Below are 25,316 nucleotides of genomic sequence, written 5' to 3' on the forward strand. Positions count from 1 at the left end.
ATCTCCGTCAGGCGGGAATGGCCACCTTGTCCAACAGCCGGTCGATGACCTGGTCGGCGCCCACCCCATCGGTGATGGCGTCGTAGGAAAGCTGCAGGCGGTGGCGCAGCACCGGGTGCACCACGGCACGCACGTTATCCGGCGAAACGAAGTCCTGGCCATTGAGCCAGGCATGCGCCCGCGACACCCGGTCCAGGCTGATGCCGCCGCGCGGGCTGGCACCGATGCTGATCCAGCGGGCCAGGTCGGCATCGTAGTCGCCGGGGTGGCGGGTGGCGTTGACCAGGTCGATGAGGTAGCGGTCGATGGCGGCGGCCACGTGCACCTGGGCCACTTCGCGACGGGCGTCGAAAATCACCTGCTGGGCCAGCCGCGCGGGCTGTGTCGTGCCGTCATGGCTGGCCTGGTCCTCTTCGCGCACCAGGCGCAGCACCTGGGTTTCGTCTTCAGGGCGCGGGTAGTCGAGCTGCAGCTTCATCAGGAAGCGGTCCATCTGCGCCTCGGGCAAGGGGTAGGTGCCCTCCTGCTCGATGGGGTTCTGGGTCGCCAGCACCATGAACAGCCCCGGCATCGGGTAGCTCTGCCCGGCCACGGTGATCTGCCGCTCTTCCATGGCCTCCAGCAAGGCGGCCTGGACCTTGGCCGGGGCGCGGTTGATTTCGTCGGCGAGGATGACGTTGCCGAACAGCGGGCCGGGCTGGAAACGGATGCTGTTGCCTTCGGCGGTCTGCTGCAGGATCTCGCCGCCGGTGATGTCCGACGGCAGCAGGTCGGGGGTGAACTGGATGCGCCGCATCTGCGCGTCCAGGTGCGTGGCCAGGGCTTTGACCGTGCGGGTCTTGGCCAGGCCTGGGAGGCTTTCGAGCAGCACATGGCCGTTGGCGAGCAGGCCCAGCAGCACGTGGCGGATGGTCTCGGCCTGGCCGAGGACCTTTTGCGCGACCGAAGCTTCCAGGGCCTGGACGTGTTCGTGAGTGTTCACGGGGCGGGGTTCCTGGGTGGCGTTTGGGAGTCTGGTAAATCTAGTTGGGTTGGGGTGGGGTGCAATGGGGTGTCGTGAAGAGAACATGCGCCGCTGGTGCTTGGGTTGGGTTTTGTAGTGGATGTGAGATCGAGCGCCGCCCGCGCGGCGCATCGCGGATAAATCCGCTCCCACATTTGTTGCAACGTACCTATGCCTGATAAGCCATGGTTGCCAGCCTTGGTGGCACGACGCAGTTCCTCGGCGGGCACCAAGAGCGGACAACCATGGCCTGACAGACCGTGGCACGTTGCAACAAATGTAGGAGCGGATTTATCCGCGATGCGCCGCGCGGGCGGCGCTCGATCTCAAAACCACCAAAAATCCCAACCCATGCCCCCAAGATCCCCTCAAGGCTGCTTCCGCCAATACGGCTCGATGCCCCGCAACCGCGGATCTTCCGGCGCCACCTCGCGCATCCGCTGCACATACGGCCAGGCCTGCTCCCGCTCCCCTGCCAGGGCATGCAGGTAGATCAGCGAATACAGCAGGTCCGCATCCGCCGGCGCCTGCTCCAGGCCACTGCGCAACGCCTGCAGCGCCTCGTCTCGGCGGTCCATGCGCGACAGCAGCAAGCCCTGGTTGTAGCGAATGCGCGTATTGCCCGGCAGGGCCACGGCCGCCTGCTCCATCCAGCCCGCCGCCTCCTCGGGCTTGCCCCGCTCCACCAGCAGCAGGGCGAGCATGTAGGCCAGGTTGCCGCGGTCGGGGGTGGGCATCTTGTCCAGCGCCACGCCTTCGCGCAGCAGCTGCTCGGCATCGTCCAGGCGCTGGCTGCCACTGGCCAGGGTGACCAGGTTGACCCTGGCCGGCGTGAAATACGGGTCCATGCGCAGGGCCTGGCGGTACTGCTGCATGGCCTGCTCGTCACGGCCCTGGCGCTGCATCAGCACCGCCAGGTTGAGCCGCCCGCCCGGCAGGTCGGCGTTGCTGCGCAGGCGCTGTTCGTATTCGGCAAGCATGGCGCCGTACGGTTGGCGGCTGGCTTCGGGAAGCTGCGCGGCGGGCACGTCGGCCAGCGCACGCACGGCTTCGTCGCGCACCGCCAGGGCCGGGTCCTGCAACAGCGCCAGCAAGGGCGCCACGCGCTGTTCGGGCGGTACACGGCTGAAGCCGTTCACCGCATAGGCCCGCACCACCGCGTCCTTGTCCTGCAGCGCCCAGCGCAAGTTGCTGCTGGCCGCAGGCCCCATGCCCGCCAGCTGCTCGGCAGCGGTCGCCCGGACGATAGCGGGGTTGCTCTTGTCTGCCAGCACGTAGCCCAGGCGGCTGAGGCCGGAACTTGGGTCTTCGCGCACGGCATGGAAACTTTCGCCGTAGTGGGCCGGGCGCTTGGGCTGGCTGAACCAACTGTCGATGGCGCTGGCGGCCCATGCTGGCTGGCGGTCTTGATGGCACATCGTGCAGGCATCCGGGCCGACGCCCTGGGCCGCGAGGTCCGGCCGTGGAATGCGCAGGGCGTGGTCGCGCCGGGGGTCGACGACCATGTAGTTCTTGCTCGGCATGTGGCAGTTCACGCACTGCGCGCCCGGCGAGCCTGCAGCATGGTGATGGTGCTCGGGGCTGTCGTAGTCCTTGGCCTGCAAGCCGGCAAAGCGCGCGGTGTTGGGCTGGGTGTTGTGGCACTGCAGGCACAGGCCGTTGCCTTCGATGCGCACCTTGGTGGTGTGCGGGTTGTGGCAGTCGGTGCAGGTGACCCCGGCGGCGTACATCTTGCTCTGGGTGAACGAGCCGTACTCGTACACCTCGCCGTCGATCTGCCCATCGGCATGGTACAGGCCGGCGCGCAGGGTGGCCGGCAGGCTCTGGTCGAGCTGCGCGTGGCCGGGCAACTGGCCGGTGCCAAGGCCCTGCCGGCGGCTGTGGCAATAGGCGCACTGCTCCACCAGCCCTTTGCTGCCCAGCGCCTTGAAATCCACCGCCAGGCCCTGGGCCGGCGATGCCCCGGGGTTGCGCCTGGCCCAGTCGACATGGGCCTGGCTTGGCCCGTGGCAGCCTTGGCAGCCCACGGTCTTCTCCTGCCAGGTACTGGCGAAGCTGTCCTTGGCATCGTCGTAGTGCTTGAGCAGCCAGGTCGAATGGCAGTCGGCGCACATGCCGTTCCAGTTCTGGTAGCGGCCGGTCCAGTGCAACGGGTCTTGCGGAGTGAAGCGCTGCCCGGGATAGAGCGAGAACCAGCGCTGGCCACCCTGCTCCGCAGGCCGGCTGTCCCAGGCGATGGTCAGGGCCTGCAAGCGCCCCCGCGACAACGCCACCAGATATTGCTGCAGCGGCGAGTAGCCGAAGGTGTAGAGCACCTTGAAGTCGGCCGGTTTGCCGTCCTCGCCTTCGAGGTTGACGAAATAGCCATCGCCCTTGCGATAGAAGCGCGCCTGCACGCCATCCTGGTCGTAGCGCACGTCATTGAAATTGCCCAGCACGTTGGCCGGGCTGGCATCGCGCAGCGCCCAGGCATGGTCGGAATGCTGCCACTGTGCGGCCTGCTCGGTGTGGCAGGCCTGGCAGCTGCCGGCATCGGCGTAGCCTTCACGGTCCTTGGCCTGGCCCGGCGGCTGGCCGCCTCCCGACGCTGCCGTGACGAGCGGCGTGCTGGCCAGCGCCAGCAACAGCACAGTGCTTCTGACGAGCACTCGCAACCCCTGCACTGCCTGTGCACGCCACCCCATTGATCAGCTCCACGGCCATTGCTGTTCGCCCTGTAGCGGGCTGTTCTGATGTATTCGCACCCCAAAACACAGCTTCACCCTAGTACAGCCTTCTGCTTCCTGCGCATCGTGCACGTGGGCCTGGCCGAAAAAACCTCGACTACACTGCGACAGGCTCAGTCGCCCAGCCAGCACCTGAGCCAGGTGCCTTGCCCGAGTAACTTTCCAGTGCCGCAACGGGTCGGCCCTTGAGCCCTGCATACGCGTTGCCCTCATCGAATGACAAGGCTGCGCAGGCAGCCACAAGGAGATGTCATGAAACACTGGTTGCTGGGTGCATCCCTGTTGTCCCTGAGCGTATCGGCCTTTGCCCAGATCCCCGACAAGCTGGCCGAGGATGCCTACATCTATGGCTATTCGATCGATGAAGCCTACAAGTTCTTCTACGAAACGGCGGTGAAGACCCACACCCCGCTCAACCGCTTCCAGAACATCCGCCACCTGGCCGATGACACCTACACCGACCACCCCACCATCAACAACGACACCCTGCACCTGATGGGCTGGCTGGACGTGGCCGCGGAACCTGTGATCGTCAGCGTGCCGGACATGGACAAGGGCCGTTACTGGATCCTGCACACCATGGACATGGGCCACTACACCACCTCCATGATCGGCTCGCGCACCCGCGACACCAAAGGCGGCCATTTCATGTTCGCCGCGCAGGGCTGGAAAGGCGAAGTACCGCCCAGCGTCACCGAGGTGATCCGCGTCGACTCCAACCTGATCAAGCTGATGGGCCGGATCATGGCCACCGGCCCCGAAGACCAGAAGACCGCACTCAACTACATGGACGACTGGAACGTGCGCACACTGTCCGCCTACCTCGGCCTGCCCGGGCCCAAGGCCAAGCAGCGCACCTACCTGGACCCGGCCAAGAGCAACTGGCTGCAACGGGTCAATTTCGTCCTGTGCGATGGCAGCATGGCCAAGGCCGACCAGAAATGGCTGGACCAGTACAAGGCGGTAGGCCTGGCCCCGTGCAAGAAAGACTTCACCCAGGAGCAGCTCGCTGCTGCCAGGAAAGGCGAGGCGCTGGGCAAGAAGCACATCGAGGAACTGGCGCCCAAACTGACCACTTCCGGCAAGTCGCTGGGCACCCGAGAGCAGCTGGGTGATGGCCCGCGCGACCTGTTCGCCGTCGGCACCTACGTCGGCCAATGGGGCCTGCCACCGGACGAAAGCGTCTACCTCAAGGAAGGTACCGCCAGTGATGGCAAGAACATCAACGGCGCCAATGGCAAGTCGTACCGCATCACCTTCAAGGCGCCGGATGTCAGCCAGTTCTGGTCCTTCACCGTCTACGCCGCCGACAACCGCTTCATGGCCCACAACGCAATCAACCGCCACAGCCGCGGCGACCGCACGCTGAAGCCGGACGCCGAGGGCAACTACACCCTCGAGCTGAGCGCCAAGGGCGACGAGAGCAACCCCAACTACCTGCCCATTCCGGAAAAGGACGCCTACATCGTGATGCGCCTGTACGGCCCCAGCAAAGCCGTGCAGGAAGGCAGCTACAAGTTCCCGCCGATCGAGGTGGTCAAGCCCTGAAACCTGCCTGTTCGATCTGCCCTGGAGGCCCCGTGACGTCCCGCCGCAGGGGCCTCTATCGCGCGCGATTGGGCAAAATCCAGATTCCTTTCTAGTATGAGAATTCGAACTGTTTACGCAGCGTTTCAATCAAGTTCTCAGAAAGGAGTCGAGGATGCCGTTGCCCGCCGTTGCACACCGATATCTGCCACTGTTGCTGGCCCTGGCCAGCATTGGCGCGCACGCCGAAGGCGAAACCACGGGCGAGGACCCGCAGCTGATCCGCGTGCTGCTTGCCGCCGAGCTTGAGACCACCCTGTCCAGCCAGATGAGCGGCACCCTGGGTGAACTCAAGGCCAGCTTTGGCGAACACGTGGCCAAGGGCGCCAGCCTGGCCCGCTTCAACTGCAACGAGGCCCAGGCACGGGGCAAGGTCGCGGTGGCCGAACTGGCCATGGCGCGGCAGAACCTGGACGCCAAGAAGCAGCTGCGCAAGCTCGATGCCGTGGGCGACATCGAAGTGGCCGCGGCCAATACCGAAGTGCAGAAGGCCGACGGCGCGCGCGCCATGGGCGAGGCGCAGATGAGCTACTGCCAGGTGCTGGCGCCGTTCTCCGGGCATGTCGCCAAGGTCTACGTCAAGCCGTTCCAGACGGTCAGCGCCGGTACGCCGCTGTTCGACCTGGTCAGCGATGGCGCCTTGAAGGTGCGCCTGAATGTGCCATCGAGCCAGCTCAAGGAACTGCGCCCAGGCCAGCCGCTGGAGGTGAGCGTGCACGAAACCGGCAAGACCTACCCGGCCAAGGTCAGCGTGATCAACGCCCGGGTCGATGCCGTGGCGCAAACCGTGGAGCTCGAAGCGCGCTTCGATCAGCGTTTCCCTGAACTGATGGCCGGCATGAGCGGCACTGCGCGGTTCGACCATGACCGTGAATAGGCCGCTCCCTCACCCGCAACTGCTGTTGCAGCTGGACCACCTGCGTGACAAGGCCATGGCCGCCGAAACCCTGAATGCCCTGGCGTTCAGCATGGCCAACGACCTCTACCCGCTGCTGCCCTTCCACCAGGCGCTGGTGTTCGAGCAAGGCAAGGCCGGCCTTGACCTGCTGTGCGTCTCGGGCCTGGCGCGGCCCACCGAGGACTCGCCCTACCTGGTCTGGCTCAAGCGCGCCAGCCGCTGGCTGGCCGAACGCCTGGCCACTGCCCAGCCCACCTGGCTGACTTTGGACAATGCCGCACCGCCCGAAGATATCGCCCAGGGCTGGAGCGAATGGTGGCCCAGCGGCCTGTGGTGCATCCCGCTGCACGGGCCGGCCGGCGAACGCCTTGGCGTGCTGGTGCTGCTGCTCGAAGAAGCGCCGCCCGAGGTGCTGTACACCCAGCTCGAAGGCCTGACCCGTACCTGGGCCTACTGCTGGCGCACGCTGACCCGGCGCCGCCACCTGCGCCGCTGGCGCCCGAGCCGGCGCCAGGTGCTGGTGACACTGCTGGTGGCCGCCGGGCTGCTGCTGGTGCCGGTGCGCCAGACGGCGCTGGCGCCGGCGCAGATCGTCTCGCGCCAGGCGCAGATCGTCAGCTCGCCGATCGACGGGGTGATTGCCCAGGTGCTGGTGCGCCCCAACCAGCCGGTGGAAGCCGGCACGCCGCTGTTCACCCTCGATGAAACCACCCTGCGCAGCCGCGCCGAAGTGCTCGGCAAGGAAGTGGCGGTGGCCGATGCCGAGCTGCTGGCCGCCAGCCAGCGGGCGTTCGACAACCCGCAAAGCAAGAACGAACTGACCCTGCTGCAGGGCCGAGCCCAGCAGCGCCGCGCCGAGCTGGCCGCCGTGCAGGCGCAGCTGCGGCGCACCCAGGTGGTGGCGCCAAGGGCCGGCGTTGCGGTGTTCAGCGACCCCAACGACTGGATCGGCAAGCCGGTGTCGACCGGCGAGCGCATCCTGCATGTGGCCGACCCCTCGCAACCGGCAATGCAGATCCAGCTGGCCGTGGCCGATGCCATCGCCCTGGAGCCGGGCGCCGAGGTCACGCTGTTTCTCACCGCCTACCCGCTCAGCCCGCTCAAGGGCAAGATCCTCGAAACCAGCTACCAGGCCAAGCCCAGCGACGACGGCGTGGTCGCCTACCGCCTGCTGGCCAGCATCGACGAGCACTCCGAGCATGCCCGCCTGGGCCTGCACGGCACCGCCAAGCTCTACGGCGGCCGGGTGATGCTCGGCTATTACCTGCTGCGTCGCCCGCTGGCCACCGTGCGTGCCTGGAGTGGCTGGTGATGCTCGAGCTCAGCGACCTGCCCCTGCCGCCACTGCGCGAGGACCTGCGCCTGTGCGAAGCCGCCGACAACCGTGAGGGAGAGCCGGCGTGGATGATCCACGACACGGTGGTCAACCGCTTCTACCGGATCGGCTGGCTGGAGTTCGAATGCCTGCTGCGCTGGGGCCAGACGCCGCGCCAGGTCAGCGAACAGGTCTCACGCGACAGCGCGCTGAACCCGGACGTCGAGCAGGTGCTGGCGCTGCGGGCGTTCCTCGAACAGCACAACCTGCTGCGCCCCGGCCACGAGCAACTGGCCAGGCTGCAGGCGGCCAGCGAGTCGCGCACCTGGTCGAGCTGGCGCTGGTGGCTGCACCACTACCTGTTCTTTCGCATCCCCCTGTTGCGCCCGCAAGCCGGGCTGCAGCACCTGGCCAAGGCCCTGGGCTGGCTGTTCCACCCGCTGACCGCGGTGCTGGTGGTGGCCCTGACCCTGGTCGGGCTGGTGCTGGTGATGCAGCAATGGGACAGCTTCACCCATGCGGTGGTGGAGTCGTTTTCCACCGAGGGCCTGTTCAGCTTTGCCCTGGCGCTGGTCGTGGCCAAGACACTGCACGAGCTGGGCCATGCGCTGGTGGCCACGCGGCTGGGCCTGCGCGTCGGGCACATGGGCGTGGCGTTCCTGGTGCTGTGGCCGATGCTGTACACCGACACCGGCGAAAGCTGGAAGCTCAAGCGCTCTCGTCAACGCCTGGCGATCGCCTCTGCCGGCATCGTCACCGAGCTGTCGCTGGCGGGCCTGGCCACCCTGGGCTGGGCCTTGTGCGACGACGGCGCCCTGCGCAATGCCTTGCTGTACCTGGCGACCACCAGCTGGGTGCTGTCGCTGGCACTCAACGCCAGCCCGTTCATGCGCTTTGACGGCTACTTCATCCTCAGCGACCTGCTCGACTTTCCCAACCTGCACGAGCGCGCCTCGGCCATGGCGCGGGTGGCCCTGCGGCGCAACCTGCTGGGGCTGAACGAGCCCTGGCCCGAGCCGTTTCCCGTCGGCCAGCGGCGGCTGCTGGTGGCGTTCGCCTTTGCTACCTGGCTGTACCGCCTGGTGCTGTTCCTGGGCATCGCGGTGGCGGTGTACCTGTTCTTCTTCAAACTGCTGGGGATCGTACTGTTCATGGTCGAATTGGCGTGGTTCATCGCCCTGCCGGTAAAGCGCGAGCTCAACCACTGGTGGCAGCAGCGCGCGTTCATTCCCGGGCAGCGCAAGCGGCTGTTCTACCTGGGCCTGGGGCTGCTGGTGCTGGCCCTGGCGGTGCCTTGGCACAACCAGGTGGATGCAGTGGGCGTGGCCCGTGCCGAACACCAGTTGCGCGTGTACACGCCCTACCCGGCACGCCTCAAGAGCCTGCAGCCGGCCGGCCAGGTCAAGGCCGGCGAGGTGCTGGCGGTGCTCGACGAGCCGGACCTCGACTCGCGCATGCGCAGCAGCGAGGCCACGGCGCGCAGCTACCAGGCGCGGCTGTCGGGGCTGCTGGCCGACCCTGCCGGGCTGGCCGAGGATGCCGCCACCCAGCAGCGCCTGAGCGTGCAGAACGAAGAAGCCCGCTCGGCGCGCCGGGAAATCGCCCGGCTCAACCTGCAGGCACCGTTCGCCGGCGCCTGGCTGGACGTGGACCGCGACCTGCAGCCCGGCCAGTGGCTCAACCGCCAGGAGCCGCTGGGCATCCTCATCGACCCCCGCCACTGGCAGGTCGATGCCTATGTCGCGCAAGACCAGGTGCACCACCTGGCCGTAGGCAACCCAGTCAAGTTCTACCCCGAAGGCCAGGCCACCGCGCTGCACGGCAAGGTGCTGGCCATCGGCAGCACCCGCGCCGGGCAACTGGCCCACCGCATGCTGTCTTCGCACTTTGGCGGGCCAGTGGCCACCAGCGGCCAGTCCCTGACCCCCAATGCGGCGTTGTTCCAGGTGCTGATCGCCCTGGACGAGCCCCTGGCCAGCGTGCGCGAAACCCGCGGCAAGCTGCAGATCGAAGGGGAAAGGCGCAGCGTGCTGGGCGAATTGGGCAAGTGGCTGTTGGGCGTCGGGCTGCGTGAAAGCGGGTTCTGACAGCGCCTCTGGGCGGCTCCCGCTGCACTTTCAGAAAACCCGACTAGCATTGCTTAAGCTCCCGAATTTGCAGTCGAAACTTTGAGCAGGTAAGGACATGGACATCAAAAGCAGAGCCGGCTTCGCCACTGCCTTGCGCCCGCGGTCGCAAACGGTCGCCCTTGAGCAGCGTATCCTGTTCGACGGGGCCGCTGCGGCGGCGGTCGATCAGCAGCACCACAGCGACCCCAGCACTGCAGAGGCCAAGGACAGCAGCCACCCCGCCCCCACCGCCAGCGAGGCGCAAACCACGGCGGCGCCGCCCGCTCAACGCAACCTGGTGGTCATCGACGCACGCCTGGAAAACCGCGACCAGCTGGCCGCCAACCTGCCGGCGGGCACCACCGCGCTGGTGGTCGACCCCGGCCAGGACGCGGTCGCGGCCATCAGCAATGCCTTGGCGCAACTGGGCAAGGTCGACTCCATCCAGGTGTTCTCCCACGGCGCCTCCGGCCAGTTCACCCTGGGCAACCAGGTGTTCACCCGCCAGACCGTCGAACAAATGGGCGAGCGCCTGAGCGCCTGGCGCGACGAACTCAACGCCGGCGCCGATATCCAGCTCTACGGCTGCGACGTGGGCACCGGCAGCGCCGGGCAAGCGCTGGTCAACGAGCTGGCACGCTGGACCGGCGCCGACGTGGGCGCCTCGAACAACGCCACCGGCAGCCAGCTGGCCGGCGGCGACTGGCGCCTTGAGGTGCGCAATGGCGATGTGGACAAGACCATCGCCCTGGCCGCCGCCACCCTCGACAACTTCCAGGGCCTGCTGGCCGACGCCAGCCCCACCGCCAGCCTGAGCAGCGGCGGCGCCGACGTGCAGCTGGGCACCCAGTTCAACTTCACCGTGAGCTTCAGCAACCCGTCCAGCCAGGAAGGCTACGCGCCGTTCCTCGATGTGTTCATGCCGGCCACCGGCCGCGATGGCGACGACGGCGCCAGCTTCGTCTCCGCCACCTACCTGGGGCGGGCGGTGAACAGCTTCGTCATCACCTTCGACGCCAACGGCAATGCCACCCACCCGCTGGCCAAGGATGCCAGCGGCAACGCCCTGGTGATCAACGCCGCCAGCGTCGGCATGAAGCCCGGCGACCAGATGGTGGTGCTGCAACTGCCTTACGCCAGCGTCACCAACGGCCAGCCCAGCATCGACATCGTGATCACCGGGCAGCTGAGCAACCTGGCCGACACCACCTACTCCGACGGCGCGCCCAACCTCACCATCAATACCCGCGCAGGTTTCGAGTACGGCAACGACTCGGTGAACAACCCGGTCCAGGACCCGAGCCTGGTGGAAAGCGCGCTGCACAGTTTCGTGATCACGCCGAAGCTGTTGCAGGTCACGCAAACGGTCAACATGCCCGAAGGCGAAACGGTCACCGGCCCCAACTTCACCCGCACCCAGACCGTCACCGTGACCCCGGCGCCCGGCCAGACCCTGACCAACGTCACCGTCACCCAGACCGTGCCCGACCAGGTGCACGTCAGCGCCATCACCCCAGGCCCCGGCGGTACGCTGGCCTCGATCACCCTGCACGACGGCACGGTGCTCACCGACCCCACCGCCATCGCGGCGGCCCTGGCCAACCCCAATGCCTTCGTGGCCAGCTACGACATCCACTACGACACCCTGACCGGCGCCAGCGAAACCCAGGTCAACTTCTATGTGCCGGAGATCGACGCCAACGGCCGCCCGGTGATCGACCCGGCCACCGGCAACCCGGTGACCATCAACTTCGGCAACGCCAGCGTCAATGGCGACTGGAACCCGCTCGACCCGCGCGACCGCCCCACCGACCCGGACGGCTACCCGTTCAATGAAACCGGCAATGGCCAGGGCATCACCTTCGTCGCCAAGTCGATCACCCTGCTCAAGCAGGTCAACCTGCAGAACGACGTCGGCACGCCGGGGCTCACGCCCGGCGACACCCTGCGCTACACCATGGACGTGGCCATCTCCGACTTCTTCGCCTTCGGCGAGAACATCCTCGAGGAAGGCCAGTTCAGCGTCACCGACCTGCTCAGCGATGGCCAGACCTTCGACCCGAGCAACCCGCCCACCCTGATCATCCAGCAGCATGGCGGCTCCCAGGCCATTGCCCTGGTCTATACCCAGACGGTGAACGCCGACGGCAGCACCACGCTGGTGTTCGACATCGCCGAGTCGATCCGCCGGGCCGTTGCAGGCCCGGGTGTCGCGGCGCTGTTCGGCGACCTCTACGACGATGACATACAGGAAGGCGCCACGCGCTTGAGCATCGTCTACGACGCGCTGATCGACACCACCTACACCACCGACCACCCGCCCCACGACCAGCTCAACGAAGGCGACAGCGTCAGCAACAACGCCACGGTCAGTGCCACGGTGCTGCGCGACATTCTCAACATCGGCGGCGTGCAGAGCGATGGCTCCAGTACCACCAGCACCATCGACACCTCCACCGTCGACATCGAGCTGACCCAGGTCAACGGCGGCAACCCGCCGAGCAACGGCGAACTGCGCCCGGGCGATGTGGTGACCTTCACCATCAGCTACGACCTGCTGGTGGCCGATTACGAAAACTTCAAGCTCACCGCCTACCTGCCACTGCCTCTGCTCGACGCCAACGGCATCACCTGGAGCTTCGGCACCGGCGTCGGCCAGTGGAGCTTCGGCAGCGGCAACAACATCCTCGATGTGCCCGACAGCGTCACCACAGGCCCGGGCAACTCGATCATCTTCGACTTCGGCAACTTCGCCTCCGGCGGCCTCAACGGCGGCACCGTGCAGGTGCGCTTCACCATGGTGGTCGGCGACCAGCCGTTCGCCGACCAGCGTGAACTCGACGTGCTGGCGCAGTCGAGCCAGACCACCACGGTCGACAAGACCGTGCTGACGTCTTCCGATGTGGCAGTGATCGAGTCGGTGGCCGAACCTGTGCTGGACATCAAGCATGGCGTGGTGTCCAGCAGCAATGGCACGGTCACCGGAACCACCGGCAGCTGGACCGCCCCCGGCACCAGCGGCGTGCCGTTCGGCGGCAGCGTCACCAGCCTGGCCGCGGTGGACGGCAACGTCAGCGGCATCGACGGTGCCGATACCCTGCGCCTGGCCACTGCGCTGAAGAACAGCGGTGGTGGCGGTGCCTTCGACGTAAGCACCAGCATCACCCTGCCGGCCGGCATTTCGTTCGTCGGCGGCAGCCTGAGCGCGGCCAACCTGCAGATCTACCGGGGCGACGGCACCTTGCTGGTGGCCGGCACCGACTACAGCGTCAGCGGCAACACCATCACCTTCCTCGACGCCAACGGCCAGGCCACCTTGCTGGCCGGGCGCAGCGGCACCGCCAGCGACCTGTCCGGCGCCAACGTGGTGGTGATCACCTACGACGTCAGGGTCAACGATGCGATCCTCGCCTCCAGCACCCTGCAGAGCACCGCGGCACTGACCTACTACGCCAGCGTCGACGGCGGCCAGGACTTCACCCCCACCGACCTGGTGGAGGTGGCCAACCAGCAAGTGGCCGCGCCGACCATCAGCAAGACCTACAAGGACGGCAGCCTCAGCGACGACGACTCCAGCGCCAGCCACACCACCGGCAGCAACCTGGTGATCGGCGAAAGCATCACCTACGACATCGTCGTCACCCTGCCCGAAGGCACCACCGGCAACCTGCGCATCAATGACCTGATCCCCCCGGGCCTGCGCCTGGACCCACGCTTCAACGGCAACCTGGGCTACCAGATCATCACCCTGGCTTCCGGCAGTGGCGCGCTGGGCGCGGATTTCAATGGCGTGCTCAACGTCAACCCGCTGACCCCGGACGGCAGCGACGGCGGCGACCTGATGCTGGTGTTCAGCAGTGCCGGCGCCACCGCCGACAACATCGTCGGCAACAACAGCTTCGTCATCCGCCTGGTGCTGGTGGCCAGCAACGTTACCGGCAACCAGCAGGGCACCACGCTGAACAATGGCGCGCAGCTGGTCTACAGCGACCCCGACGGCGATACCCCCAACGGCGCAGTGGCCGTGGACCGCAGCCTCGACAGCGCGCAGCAGCCCGGCGTGACCATCGTCGAGCCGACGCTCACGGTAACCCAGCAGATCATCTCGACCCCCTCCTTCGGCGGCTTCGACCAGGGCGATGAGGTGATCTTCACCATCACGGTGGCCAACAACTCCGGCACCGATGCCTTCGACATCAGCCTGCTGGACAACCTGCCGACCCAGATCGACAACCTGGTCATCAACGGCACTATCCAATACTTGGGTGGCGCCACCAACAACGGCAGCATCGACTTCATCATCAGCGGTGGCCAGCTGGTGACCGCCAACGGCGCCAACATCGACATCGCCAACGGCGGCAGCATCGTCATCACCCTCAAGGGCACGGTCAATGCCTCGGCGGCCGGCATGGCGGTGATCCCCAACAACGTGCAGGTCAACTGGAGCAGCCTGAACGGCATCGACAGCAGCACCGACACCGCCAACGGCGAGCGCAACGGCAACGACGGCCTGCTCAACTCGGGCGTGCTCAACGACTACTCGGTGATCAGCGCCTTGCTGATCCCGGTCACCAATGGCATCCAGGTGTCGCGCGTCGGTGGCGTGAGCGACACGCCGCCGGCCACCAACAGCAGTGGTGCCACCGACACCAGCGGCCTGCAGGAAAACGTCGCGGTCGGCGAAATCATCCGCTACCGGGTGGCGGTGCTGGTGCCGACCGGCGACAACCCCAACTACCAGATCCGCATCGAACTGGCGGCGGGCCTGGAGTTCATCCCCGAGGAATTCAACCGGATCCTCATCGCGATGGTGTCCAACGGTGGCCTTACCACCGATGCCGGCGACCTGGTCATCGCAGGTTCGTCGCTGTACATGACCGGCAACCAGAACAGCGATGTGTCCCTGCCGATCCACCCCGACCTAAGCGGCACGGTACCGAGCGGCATCTTCGACACCGCCAACAACCGGCTGCAGATCACCACCAACGGCGACGGCAGCCAGACCATCACCTTCAGCCTCGGCAACCTGACCAACACCGAGATCAACGACAACGATATCGAAGGGGTCATCCTCGAGTTCAACGTGCGCGTCAGCAACGTGGCCGGCAACCAGGCCGACACGCGCCTGGGCATGACCGTCTTCGAGCACGTGGGCGACAACGGCGGCGTCGACCGCGGCCGCAGCGACACCATTTTCGAGCGCGTGGTGGAGCCAAGCTTCACCAACATGGACAAGTCGGTCATCAACGTGACGCCCGGCAGCAGCACCACCGAGGCCACGGTGTCGGTGAGCTTCACCCAGAACGGCGGCGTGCCCGCCTACGAGACCCACCTGGTCGACAAGTTCCCCAATGGCAGCAACTACCAGGTGCAAAGCATCCTGCTCAACGGCACGGCGCTGAACCTGGCCAACCTGCCCGCGGGCATCAGCTTCAGCGATGGCACCGGCATCACCGTCGATTTCGCCCGGCTGGCGCCCAACGACACGGTGCAGGTGATCTACACCGTCACCCTGCCCAACACCGCCAACATCGCCGATGACGCCGCCAGTTCCGCCGTACTGACCTGGACCAGCCTGCCCAGCGACTTCGAAAGCAACGGCTGGGGTGGCTCGCTGCCTTCCACCCCAGGCGGCGCAACCGGCGAGCGCACCGGCCAGGACGGCGCCAACGGCCTGAACAACTACATCTTGAGCGACGGCGCCGGCATGGGCGTGATCCGCGGCACGCTGTGGGACGACACCCGCAGCGCCACGGACAATGTCACCCCGGACGGCCCGGGCCTGGACGGGGTCGGCGTGACCCTGACCTGGGCCGGCGACGACGGCCTGTTCGGCACCGCCGACGACAAGGTCTTCAGCACCACCACCGCCAACGGCGGGGTGTACCAGTTCGCCCTGCTGCCCTCGGGCAACTACCTGATCGCCGTGGACCAGACCCACCAGGTCACGCCCGGCAACAACTTCCGCGTGCGCATCGATAGCGACACCGCTGCGGCAGCCGCAGGCCTTGGCAGCATCAACCTGGCCCTGGGCGAAGGCAGCACCGGCACCGCGGACGCCGGCTACGTGCATATCAACGAGGCGCCGGTGAACACCGTTTCCGACCAGCACGGCCAGGAAGACACGGTGCTGCACATCGGTGGCCTGGCGATCAGCGACGTGGACGTGAACGCCGGTAATGCCGATGGCGTCATGACCATCACCCTGAGCGTGGTGCACGGCGTGCTCTGGCAGACCGCCACCCCGCCCGCCGCCAACGCCACGCCACCGGCCGGCGCCGGCCGCACCCTGGTGCTGACCGGTACCCTGGCCGAGTTGAACGCGTTGCTCAGCCAGCTCTATTACAAGGGCGACCAGGACTTCAACACCTTCCGCAACAGCGAAACCCTGACCATGGTCACCAATGACCAGGGCAACTACGGCGATGCGCCGGTCGGCGGCGACGGCATCCCCGGGCAGAACCCGGCCGACGCACTGACCGACACCGACGTGATGAACATCATCATCGACCCCGTCAACGATGCCCCGGTGGCGCACAACGACATCGCCATCGCCGTCGAGGCCGGTGGCTTCAACAACGCCGACCCTGGGGTGAACCCGACCGGCAACGTGCTGGCCAACGACACCGACGTCGATATCCAGACCAACAACGACGTGCTCACCGTCACCCGCATCGCCAGCAACGTCAACCCGGCCGGCGTGCCGGTAACGGGCAACCTGGTCACGGTGATCCAGGGGCTCTACGGCACCCTGGTGATCAGGCCCAACGGCGGCTTCCAGTACATCGTCGACAACAGCAACCCGCAGGTGCAGGCGCTGCGCACCGCCGGCGACTTCATCAGCGACTTCTTCGGCTACGACATCGTCGACACCGGCGGCCTGACCAGCAGCGCGGTGCTGCAGATCAACATCCACGGCGCCAACGACACCCCGATCGCCCACGGCGACACGGCCACCGCCATCGAGGCCGGCGGCACCAACAATGGCACGGCGGGGCAAGACGCGATCGGCAACGTGCTGGACAACGACACCGACGTCGACTCCATAGCGCTGGGCGAGACCAAGCACGTCAATACCGTGCGCTACGATGGCCCGGGGGGCGGCCGGATCATTCCGGTTGACGGTAGCCAGCCGACCACCTTGCTGGCCAACTTCGGCACCCTGACCATCAGCGCCGACGGCAGCTACCGCTATGTGGTCGACAACAACAACGCCGCCGTGCAGGCGCTGTCGCCAGGCGATACGCTGGTCGAGCAGTTCACCTACCAGATGATCGACGCCGGCGGGCTGAAATCCTTGACCGTGCTGGTGATCACCATCCAGGGCGCCAACGACGCACCGGTGGCAGTGGACGACCACGGCACCGCCAGCGCCGGCGCCAGTGACGGCAGCCCGGCAGCGGTGGATGCCAGCGGCAACGTGATCACCGGCAACGGCGGCGTCGGCGCCGATACCGACGTCGACCGCCTCGACCAGCCAAACGCCACCCAGCTCAAGGTGGACGGCGTGCGCAGCGGCCTGGAAAGCGCCGGCGGCGCGCTCACCTCGGTGGCCAGCGGCGCCCCCGCATCCATCCCCGGCACCGTGGCCCGCCTGGCCGACAACAGCCTGATCAGCGGCAACTTCGGCCAGCTCACCCTCAACCAGGACGGCACCTACACCTTCGTGGTCAACAGCGCCGACCCGGCCATTCGTGCATTGGCGGCCGGGCAGAGCCTGGACGTGATCTTCACCTACCAGATCCACGACAGCGGTGGGCTCACCGACCAGGCGCAGCTGGTGATCACCGTGACCGGGGTCAACGACCCACCCGTGGTCAACCCGGTCACCGTCGACGCCATCGAGGCCGGCGGGTTGAACAACGCCACCCCTGGCCTCGACCCCAGCGGCAGCATCCGCGCGGCATACACCGACCCGGAAGGCGATACCCTGACCATCAGCGGCGTGCTCAGCCCCACCGGCGCCATCGCCGCCCCCGGCCAGAGCCTGGCTGGCAACTACGGCAGCCTGGTGCTCGATGCCCAGGGCAACTACCGCTATGTGGTCGACAACAGCAACAGCGCGGTGCAGGCCCTGCGCACCGACGCCGACCGCCTCACCGAGGTGTTCCAGTACAGCGTCAGCGATGGCAACGGCAAGGTCGTCACCGCCACCTTCACCGTGGTCATCCACGGCCGCAACGACACCCCCATCGCCGCCGATGACAACGCCACCGCCATCGAGGCCGGCGGCGTCAACAACGGTACGCCCGGCCAGGCCGGCAGCGGCAACGCGCTGGGCAACGACAGCGACGTGGATGCCGGCGACGGCAAGTTCGTCGATGGCATCTACCTGGGCACCCTGGCCGCAGGTGGCACCTTCGTCCAGGTCAATGCCGGTGCCACCGTGGTGGCCGGCACCTACGGCACCCTGAGCATCGATGCCAACGGCAACTACGTGTACACCGTCAACGACAGCCTGGCCGCGGTGCAGGCGCTCAAGGCCGGCGAGCAGCTGCGCGAAACCTTCACCTACCGCATGCACGACATCGCCGGTGCCAGCGCCCAGGCGCAGATCAACATCACCATCGAAGGCCGCTACGACACGCCGGTGGCGCATGACGATTTCGCCTATGCCGTGGCCGAGGACGACGATGGCAATGGCGGGCGCAACCCCACCGGCAACGTGCTGAACAACGACACCGACGTGGATGCCAACGACACCAAGGTGGTCACCGCCGTGGGCCTGGGTGCCGAAAGCAGCAACCCGACCCTCGACCCGCTCACCGGCAGCGCCACGCTCACCACCCACTACGGCACCCTGACCCTCAACGCCGACGGCAGCTACCGCTTCGTGGTCAACTCCTTCGACCCCGACATCATTGCCCTGGGCCCACTGGGCTTCGTCATCCAGAACTACACCTACCAGGTCACCGACGCCGGCGGCCTGAGCGACACCGCCACCCTGACCATCTTCATCCGTGGCGAGAACCAGCCGCCGGTCGCCGGCCCCGACCAGGGCCTGGCGGTCGAGGCCGGTGGCGTCGACAACAACATCCCGGGCAGCAACCCCAGCGGCAACGTGATGGACAACGACAGCGACCCGGACACGGTCAACATCCTGTTCCCGGAAACCCTGGAAGTGCTGGCGTTCTGGAGCGGCGACGGCCCCCTGCCGGGCAATGCCAGCCTGGTCGGGCAAACCCTGCGCGGCCAGTACGGCGACCTCACGCTCAACGCCGACGGCACCTGGAGCTACGTGCTCGACAACAGCCTGCAGGCGGTGCAGGCCCTGCGCGTCAGCGGCCAGACCCTGGTCGACAACTTCACCTACCTGGTCAGCGACATCTGGGGCGGCACCGCCAACGGCTCGCTGACCATCACCATCGACGGGCGCAACGACTACCCGCAAGCCCATGACGACACCGCCCAGGCGGTGGAAGCCGGCGGCGTGAACAACGGCACGCCGGGCGTCGACCCACGCGGCAACGTGCTCGACAACGACACCGACATCGACGGCGTGCAGTACGGTGAAACCAAGACCGTGGTGCAGTACACCGGCGAGAACGGCCGCACCGCCAGCGCCGGCGAAGTGCTCCAGGGCCTGTACGGCACGCTGCTGATCAATGCCGACGGCAGCTACCAGTACATCGTCGACAACGCCAACCCCACCGTGCAGGCGTTGCGCAGCGCCGGCGAGTCGCTGCGCGAGGTGTTCACCTACCGCATGCGCGACACCGCCGGCATCACCTCGGACGCACGCCTGACCGTGACCATCCAGGGCGCCGACGACAACCCGGTGGCCCGCGACGATGCCAGCTTTGCCAGCGACCAGGTGCCGGCGCCGCACACCAGCGGCAACGTGCTGGTCAATGACAGCGACGAGGACGGCGGCGACGCGATCACCGTCACCGGCATCCGCACCGGCCAGGAGAATGGCAGCGGCAGCGCCGGGGTGGTCGGCCAGCCGATCCTCGGCAAGTACGGCACCCTGGTGCTCAATGCCGACGGCAGCTACACCTACACCATCGACCTGAGCAACCGCGACGTGCTGGCGGCGGCCGGCCTTGGCCAGGTGCTCAAGGATTACTTCACCTACACCATCAGCGACCTTGCCGGGGCCACCGACCAGGCGCAGCTGACCATCACCCTGGACATTGCCACCCCGTACATCCCACCAGGGCCGCACCTGGACCGGGATGGCCTGGGCGGCACCGCGGCGCTGCCGCTGCCGGACGTGTCGCCGGCGATCTTCGTCGCCCCGGTGGTGGAGCGCGTCAACCAGACCCTGACCCTGTCGGCCTGGAGCGCGGACGGCAGCAATGTGCAGCTGTTCGCCACCCCCGAGATCGAAAGCCAGTCGATCGGCAGCCAGCTGGGCCAGGTCAATGGCCAGTTCGTCGCGCGCGCAGTGGCCGAAAGCCGGCGCGACAGTGCCGAGGACAAGAACTGGGTCGACGGCCGCCATGGCGTCATCAGCCTGAGCGCTGATGGCCTGCTGCCGGACCCTTCGCTGTGGGCACCCTTCCAGGCCGATATGGTACCGGCCGCCGAGAAGCCCCCACAGCCCGCGCACGGCTTCCGTGCGCAGTTGCGCGAAGCCGCCCAACGCCGCGGCAGCAACGCACCATGATGTCGATGCCTATTCACGGATGGACCAAGGACTGCCTATGCCAGTAGCCACATTGAAAAGCCTGAGCACCTTCACTGCTGTGAGCATTCTGCTCAGCGCTTGCTCGGCCTTCGAACCCAAGCCCTACAGCGAAGATGAAATGCGCCAGCGGGTGATCGACGACCAGGCGCGCATGTACAAGGAACAGGAGCCGGTGAGCGGCCCCATCACCTTCTACGAGGCGTCGGCGCGGGCCTTGAAGTACAACCTCGACTACCGCCTGAAGCTGCTGGAAAGCGCGCTGGCCTCGGACCTGCGCGACGTGTCCAGCCACGAGATGCTGCCGCGCCTGGTGGCCTCCGCCGGCTACGCCGGGCGCAACAACGACTCCGGCGGCACCTCGATCGGCATCGAGGACCGCCAGGTCAGCTTGCGCCCTTCCACCTCCGAGGAGCGCTACCGCACGCTGTACAGCCTGGGCCTGTCGTGGAGCCTGCTGGACTTTGGCGTCGCCTACTTCCGCACCCAGCAGAAGAACGACCAGATCCTGATGGCCGAGGAGCGCCGCGAAAAAGTCGCGCAGAACGTGCTGCAGGATGTGCGCAACGCCTACTGGCGCGCCCTGGGCGCCCAGCGCTTGCTGCCGGAAGTGGACGGCCTGCTGATGCGCACCCACCGCGCCCTGACCTCGGCCCGTGAAGCCGAGGGCAAGGGCCTGCTGCCGCGCCAGGACATCCTGGCCTACCAGCGCGCCCTGCTCGACTCGGTGTACATGCTCACCGTGCGCCGCCAGGACCTGGAGTTCGCCCGTGCCGAGCTGGCCGCGCTGATGTCGCTGCCGCCCAATACCCGCATGGTGCTGGCCGACACCAGCGAACCGCCGCTGCCGCTGCTGACCGGCAATGTCGAGCAGCTCGAGCGCCTGTCCCTGGAGCGCCGCCCGGAAATCATGGAAGAGTGGTACCGCAAGCGCGTGAGCATGAACGACCTGAAGATCGCCAAGGCCCAGTTGTGGCCCAACGTGAGCTTCAACTACGGCTACGAGTACGACTCCAACAAGTACCTGTACAACAGCGACTGGAACCAGACCGGCATCAACGTCTCGATGAACCTGCTGCGTCTGCTGCAGTACCCGGACATCACCGCCGCGGAAAAAAGCCAGGAAAAGACCGACGACATGCGCCGTACCGCGCTGTCGATGGCAATCCTGACCCAGGTGCGCGTGGGCCTGCTGCGCTATCAGCTGGCCCGCCAGGAGGTGGAGTTCGCCGACGAAAGCCTGCGCGTCGACCAAAGCCTGCTCAGCTACGCCCAGTCCTCGCGCAATGCGGCGCTGGGCAGCGAACTGGAGCTGATCCGCGCCGAAGGGCGCATGCTGCTCTCGCGCTACCAGCGCGAAGCGGCCTACTCCGATGCCCAGGCAGCCTGGGGCCGGCTGTACAACTCGATCGGCTTTGCCGTCATGCCCAAGGAAATCGGCCAGCATGATGTCAAGACCCTGGCACGGGAGATCCAGCGCACCGTCGAGCAGCAGACCCAGGACAACCTGCTGGCGGCCGGCAAGTGAAACTGAAGGCGCATGAACAAATCTTCATGTACGCCGTGATGCCCTGATGGCGGGGTGAAACGCCAGGCAACGCGCACCGTGCGTCGGCCCTTGCCTTGAGGGCCGGCGCCGGTACGCGTAGCATCGCCGCCCCGCATCCTTGTGGGAGCCGGCTTGCCGGCGATTCGAGTGCGTAGCACTCGTCTACATCCATGTTGGCTGGCCTGGCGTACTCGCCGGCAAGCCGGCTCCCACAAGTTTCGCGTGCAGCCGACCCACCACCGCCCATGCCCCAGCCGATCCCCCTCAAGGACCACGAAAAGGAAAAGCACCTGGTCAACCGCCGGCTCCTGGCCTGCGCTGCCCTGGTCTTCAGCCTGGTGGCCGTCCTCGTCGGCAGGCTCTATGTGCTGCAAGTGCTGCAACACGACCAGCAGAGCGCGGTATCGGAAAACAACCGCGTGCACGTGCTGCCCATCGCCCCCGAGCGCGGGCTGGTCTACGACCGCAACGGCGTGGTGCTGGCCGACAACAAGCCCAGCTTCGACCTGACCATGACCCGCGAGCGCGCCGGCGACTCGGCCAAGGTGCTCGACACCCTGGCGCAGGTGCTGGGCCTTGGCGAGGATGACCGCCTGCAGTTCGACAAGGACCTGCGCCGTGGCCGCAAGCCATTCGAGCCGGTGACCCTGATGGTCGGCCTGACCGAGGAGCAGATTGCCCTGGTGGCGGTGAACCAGTTCCGCCTGCCGGGCCTGGACGTGGAGCCGCAGTTCATCCGCGAATACCCCCTGGCCGAGCATTTCGCCCACTCGGTAGGCTACGTCGGGCGCATCAACGAAAAAGAAGCCAAGACCCTCGACAGCACCGAATACCGGGGCACCCAGTCGATCGGCAAGACCGGCATCGAGCACTTCTACGAAAGCCAGCTGCATGGCCATGTGGGCTACGAGGAAGTCGAGACCAATGCCCAGGGCCGGGTGATGCGCGTGCTCAACCACCAGGACCCGACCCCCGGCAAGGACATCGTGCTCAGCCTCGACGCGCACCTGCAGGTGGCCGCCGAAAAGGCCCTGGGCGAGCGCCGTGGCGCGGTGGTGGTGCTGGACCCGGCCAACGGCGACGTGCTGGCGATGGTCAGCAACCCCAGCTTCGACCCCAACCTGTTCGTCAAGGGCATCAGCTTCAAGCAGTACGCCGCCCTGCGCGACTCGATCGACCGCCCGCTGTTCAACCGCGTGCTGCGCGGCCTGTATGCGCCGGGCTCGACGGTGAAGCCGGAAGTGGCCATCGCCGGCCTCGACAGCGGGGTCATCACCCCGGGCAGCCGGGTGTTCGACCCGGGCTACTACGAGCTGCCCAACTACGACCACAAGTACCGCAACTGGAACCACAGCGGCGATGGCTGGGTGGACATGTACACCGCCATCATGCGCTCCAACGACACCTACTTCTACGACCTGGCGCACAAGCTGGGCATCGACCGCCTGCACGACTACATGGCCGAATTCGGCCTGGGCCAGAAGGTTTCGCTGGACATGAACGAAGAGGCCGCAGGGCTGATGCCTTCGGCCCAGTGGAAGCGGGCGACGCGCCGCCAGGCCTGGTTCCCCGGCGAAACGCTGATCCTCGGCATCGGCCAGGGCTACATGCAGGTGACCCCGCTGCAGCTGGCCCAGGCCACCAGCCTTCTGGCCAGCAAGGGCATGTGGCACCGCCCGCACCTGGCGATGACCGTGGGCGGCGAAACCCCGGTCGATCCCAACCCGATGCCCGACATCGTGCTGCACGACCGGCATGCCTGGGACCAGGTCAGCCAGGGCATGCAGATGGTCATGCACGACCCGCGCGGCATCGCCCGCGCCGCCGCCGCCGGCGCCCAGTACCGCATCGCCGGCAAGAGCGGCACGGCGCAGGTGGTGGCGATCAAGCAGGGTGAGCGCTACAACCGCAACAAGACCCTCGAACGCCACCGCGACAACGCCCTGTTCGTCGGCTTCGCCCCGGCCGACCACCCCAGCGTGGTGGTGGCGGTGATGATCGAGAACGGCGAAGCCGGCGGCCGGGTGGCGGGGCCGGTGGTGCGCGAGGTGATGGATGCCTACCTGCTCGATGACCAGGGCCACCTGAAGCCCGAATATGCCGGCGGCGCGGCGCCCAAGCCGGTGCCGCACACCTAGGGCTGCTGCGCAGCCCATCGCCGGCAAGCCGGCTCCCACACAACCCCACAGCCCCCACCAAACCCTGTGGGAGCCGGCTTGCCGGCGATAGGGCCCGCACAATCACTCAAATGCCCGCTTGCGAAACACCCGCGTTTCAAAATGCTACAACTGCGAGCATCGACCCTCTATTCGCGCCCTCCTCAGTTCCACTCCTCCATACCCTGAATTTCTTTTAACCTCATATTTTTCAATCAGTTAAATATAAAGGCAAAAACCCAAATGCCTCCCCAGGCCCGCTTTTTGCTTGAATATTCAAGTGAATAGTAATGCATACCCCCATTCCAAGAGTTCGCCCAAGCGATCCGTTCCACGTCATACCGTGCGAGGCATCCATGACCCCTGCAAGCCGTGTTTCCGACGACCATTTCCAGGCCTGGCTCAGCCAGGTGAATGAAGCCTGCGGCCACTTCAACGGCCGCAAGCTGGACCCAGGCTTCGTCGGCCAGCTGGAAAAATGCCAGGTAGGCCAGATTTCCATGAGCATCGTCGACATGACCCAGGTGAACCTGTTCCGCGGCCAGCGGGAAATCCGCGCCAGTGGTGCCGACAACTACTACGCCGTGCTGCAGCTGGCCGGCACCTCACGCATCGAGCACCAGCAGGCAAGCATCGAACTGCAGGCCGGCGACCTCACCCTGATCGACGCCAGCACCCCGCTGGACATGCACTTTCACCAGCGTTCGCGGCAACTGTCGCTGATCCTGCCGCGCGCCCAGGTGCAAGCCGGCACCCGCGGCATCGGCGTTGCCTGCGCCAGGCGCATCGAGGCGCAGACACCGCTGGCCAGCATGGCCCGGCAGATGATGCTCGAAGCCGGGCGCACCCGGCACATGGCCAACAACGAAAGCCTGGCGGTGCTCGATGCGCTGATCGCCCTGCTGCGCCCGGCCATCAGCCAGGACTCGGTGCCCGGCAGCCACGAGCGCATGTTCCGCAAGGCCCTGGCGCTGATCGACCAGAACATCACCTGCGAAAGCCTGAGCCCCGAGTTCATCGCCCGCGAAGTGGGCATTTCCATGCGCAGCCTGTACCGCATCTTTGCCAAGCACGAGCTGGTGATCGCCCAGTACATCCGCAACCGCCGCCTCGAATTCTGCGCCGAAAGCCTGCGCAACCCGGCCATGGACCAGAAAGTCTCGTCGCTGGGTTATGCCTGGGGGTTTTCCGATTCGAGCTATTTCAGCACCGCATTCAAGGCGCGCTTTGGCATGACGCCAGGGGAATATCGCAAGCGGCATGCGAACTGACCTCCCCACAGGCCACCACTTGGCAACCCTGGCAAACAGCCTGGCAGGCAGAGCAAAACCCGGTGCGCCAAGC

Annotated in this window: 10 protein-coding genes; 8 read left to right on the top strand and 2 right to left on the bottom strand. The window is 66.7% G+C overall.

The annotated features are described in order from the left end of the window. Positions 1–7: 7 nt before the first annotated feature. Positions 8–982: an AAA family ATPase gene (locus ACIPG5_RS20245; RefSeq protein WP_401377554.1), complete on the bottom strand. Its 975-nt coding sequence runs from the start codon at positions 980–982 to the stop codon at positions 8–10. 389 nt (positions 983–1,371) lie between these two features. Continuing rightward, on the bottom strand, positions 1,372–3,687 hold the full coding sequence (locus tag ACIPG5_RS20250; RefSeq protein ID WP_401377557.1) for a tetratricopeptide repeat protein: 2,316 nt from the start codon (positions 3,685–3,687) through the stop codon (positions 1,372–1,374). 294 nt (positions 3,688–3,981) lie between these two features. Between ACIPG5_RS20250 and ACIPG5_RS20255 the strand changes: the two genes are divergently transcribed. The 8 genes from ACIPG5_RS20255 to feaR all read left to right on the top strand — a co-directional run bounded on the left by ACIPG5_RS20255 (position 3,982) and on the right by feaR (position 25,243). Beyond that, on the top strand, positions 3,982–5,277 hold the full coding sequence (locus tag ACIPG5_RS20255) for a DUF1254 domain-containing protein (RefSeq protein ID WP_401377560.1): 1,296 nt from the start codon (positions 3,982–3,984) through the stop codon (positions 5,275–5,277). 154 nt (positions 5,278–5,431) lie between these two features. Beyond that, positions 5,432–6,193: an efflux RND transporter periplasmic adaptor subunit gene (locus tag ACIPG5_RS20260; protein WP_401377563.1), complete on the top strand. Its 762-nt coding sequence runs from the start codon at positions 5,432–5,434 to the stop codon at positions 6,191–6,193. Continuing rightward, positions 6,180–7,526: an efflux RND transporter periplasmic adaptor subunit gene (locus ACIPG5_RS20265; RefSeq protein ID WP_176517549.1), complete on the top strand. Its 1,347-nt coding sequence runs from the start codon at positions 6,180–6,182 to the stop codon at positions 7,524–7,526. The genes ACIPG5_RS20260 and ACIPG5_RS20265 overlap by 14 nt, the downstream gene beginning before the upstream one ends. After that, complete coding sequence (locus tag ACIPG5_RS20270; protein WP_401377566.1) at positions 7,526–9,616, top strand: HlyD family efflux transporter periplasmic adaptor subunit; 2,091 nt, start codon at positions 7,526–7,528, stop codon at positions 9,614–9,616. The genes ACIPG5_RS20265 and ACIPG5_RS20270 overlap by 1 nt, the downstream gene beginning before the upstream one ends. A gap of 97 nt (positions 9,617–9,713) precedes the next feature. Continuing rightward, positions 9,714–20,249, top strand: coding sequence for a VCBS domain-containing protein (locus tag ACIPG5_RS20275; protein WP_401377569.1), 10,536 nt, complete (start codon positions 9,714–9,716; stop codon positions 20,247–20,249). A 37-nt stretch (positions 20,250–20,286) separates the two neighbouring features. After that, positions 20,287–21,795, top strand: coding sequence for a TolC family protein (locus ACIPG5_RS20280; protein WP_236237987.1), 1,509 nt, complete (start codon positions 20,287–20,289; stop codon positions 21,793–21,795). 266 nt (positions 21,796–22,061) lie between these two features. Then, positions 22,062–23,954: a penicillin-binding protein 2 gene (mrdA, locus tag ACIPG5_RS20285; RefSeq protein WP_401377573.1), complete on the top strand. Its 1,893-nt coding sequence runs from the start codon at positions 22,062–22,064 to the stop codon at positions 23,952–23,954. A gap of 374 nt (positions 23,955–24,328) precedes the next feature. Continuing rightward, complete coding sequence (gene feaR, locus ACIPG5_RS20290; RefSeq protein ID WP_236237989.1) at positions 24,329–25,243, top strand: transcriptional regulator FeaR; 915 nt, start codon at positions 24,329–24,331, stop codon at positions 25,241–25,243. Positions 25,244–25,316: the final 73 nt, after the last annotated feature.

Source organism: Pseudomonas sp. NPDC087029 (assembly GCF_044745345.1).
In the GTDB taxonomy this organism is placed as follows: domain Bacteria; phylum Pseudomonadota; class Gammaproteobacteria; order Pseudomonadales; family Pseudomonadaceae; genus Aquipseudomonas; species Aquipseudomonas faucium.

Excerpts from the sequence above, each read along its gene's own strand:
- ACIPG5_RS20250 (WP_401377557.1), bottom strand. The coding sequence starts at position 3,687 with ATGGGGTGGCGTGCACAGGCAGTGCAGGGGTTGCGAGTGCTCGTCAGA.
- ACIPG5_RS20255 (WP_401377560.1), top strand. The coding sequence starts at position 3,982 with ATGAAACACTGGTTGCTGGGTGCATCCCTGTTGTCCCTGAGCGTATCG.
- ACIPG5_RS20260 (WP_401377563.1), top strand. The coding sequence starts at position 5,432 with ATGCCGTTGCCCGCCGTTGCACACCGATATCTGCCACTGTTGCTGGCC.
- ACIPG5_RS20265 (WP_176517549.1), top strand. The coding sequence starts at position 6,180 with ATGACCGTGAATAGGCCGCTCCCTCACCCGCAACTGCTGTTGCAGCTG.
- ACIPG5_RS20270 (WP_401377566.1), top strand. The coding sequence starts at position 7,526 with ATGCTCGAGCTCAGCGACCTGCCCCTGCCGCCACTGCGCGAGGACCTG.
- ACIPG5_RS20275 (WP_401377569.1), top strand. The coding sequence starts at position 9,714 with ATGGACATCAAAAGCAGAGCCGGCTTCGCCACTGCCTTGCGCCCGCGG.
- ACIPG5_RS20280 (WP_236237987.1), top strand. The coding sequence starts at position 20,287 with ATGCCAGTAGCCACATTGAAAAGCCTGAGCACCTTCACTGCTGTGAGC.
- mrdA (WP_401377573.1), top strand. The coding sequence starts at position 22,062 with ATGCCCCAGCCGATCCCCCTCAAGGACCACGAAAAGGAAAAGCACCTG.
- feaR (WP_236237989.1), top strand. The coding sequence starts at position 24,329 with ATGACCCCTGCAAGCCGTGTTTCCGACGACCATTTCCAGGCCTGGCTC.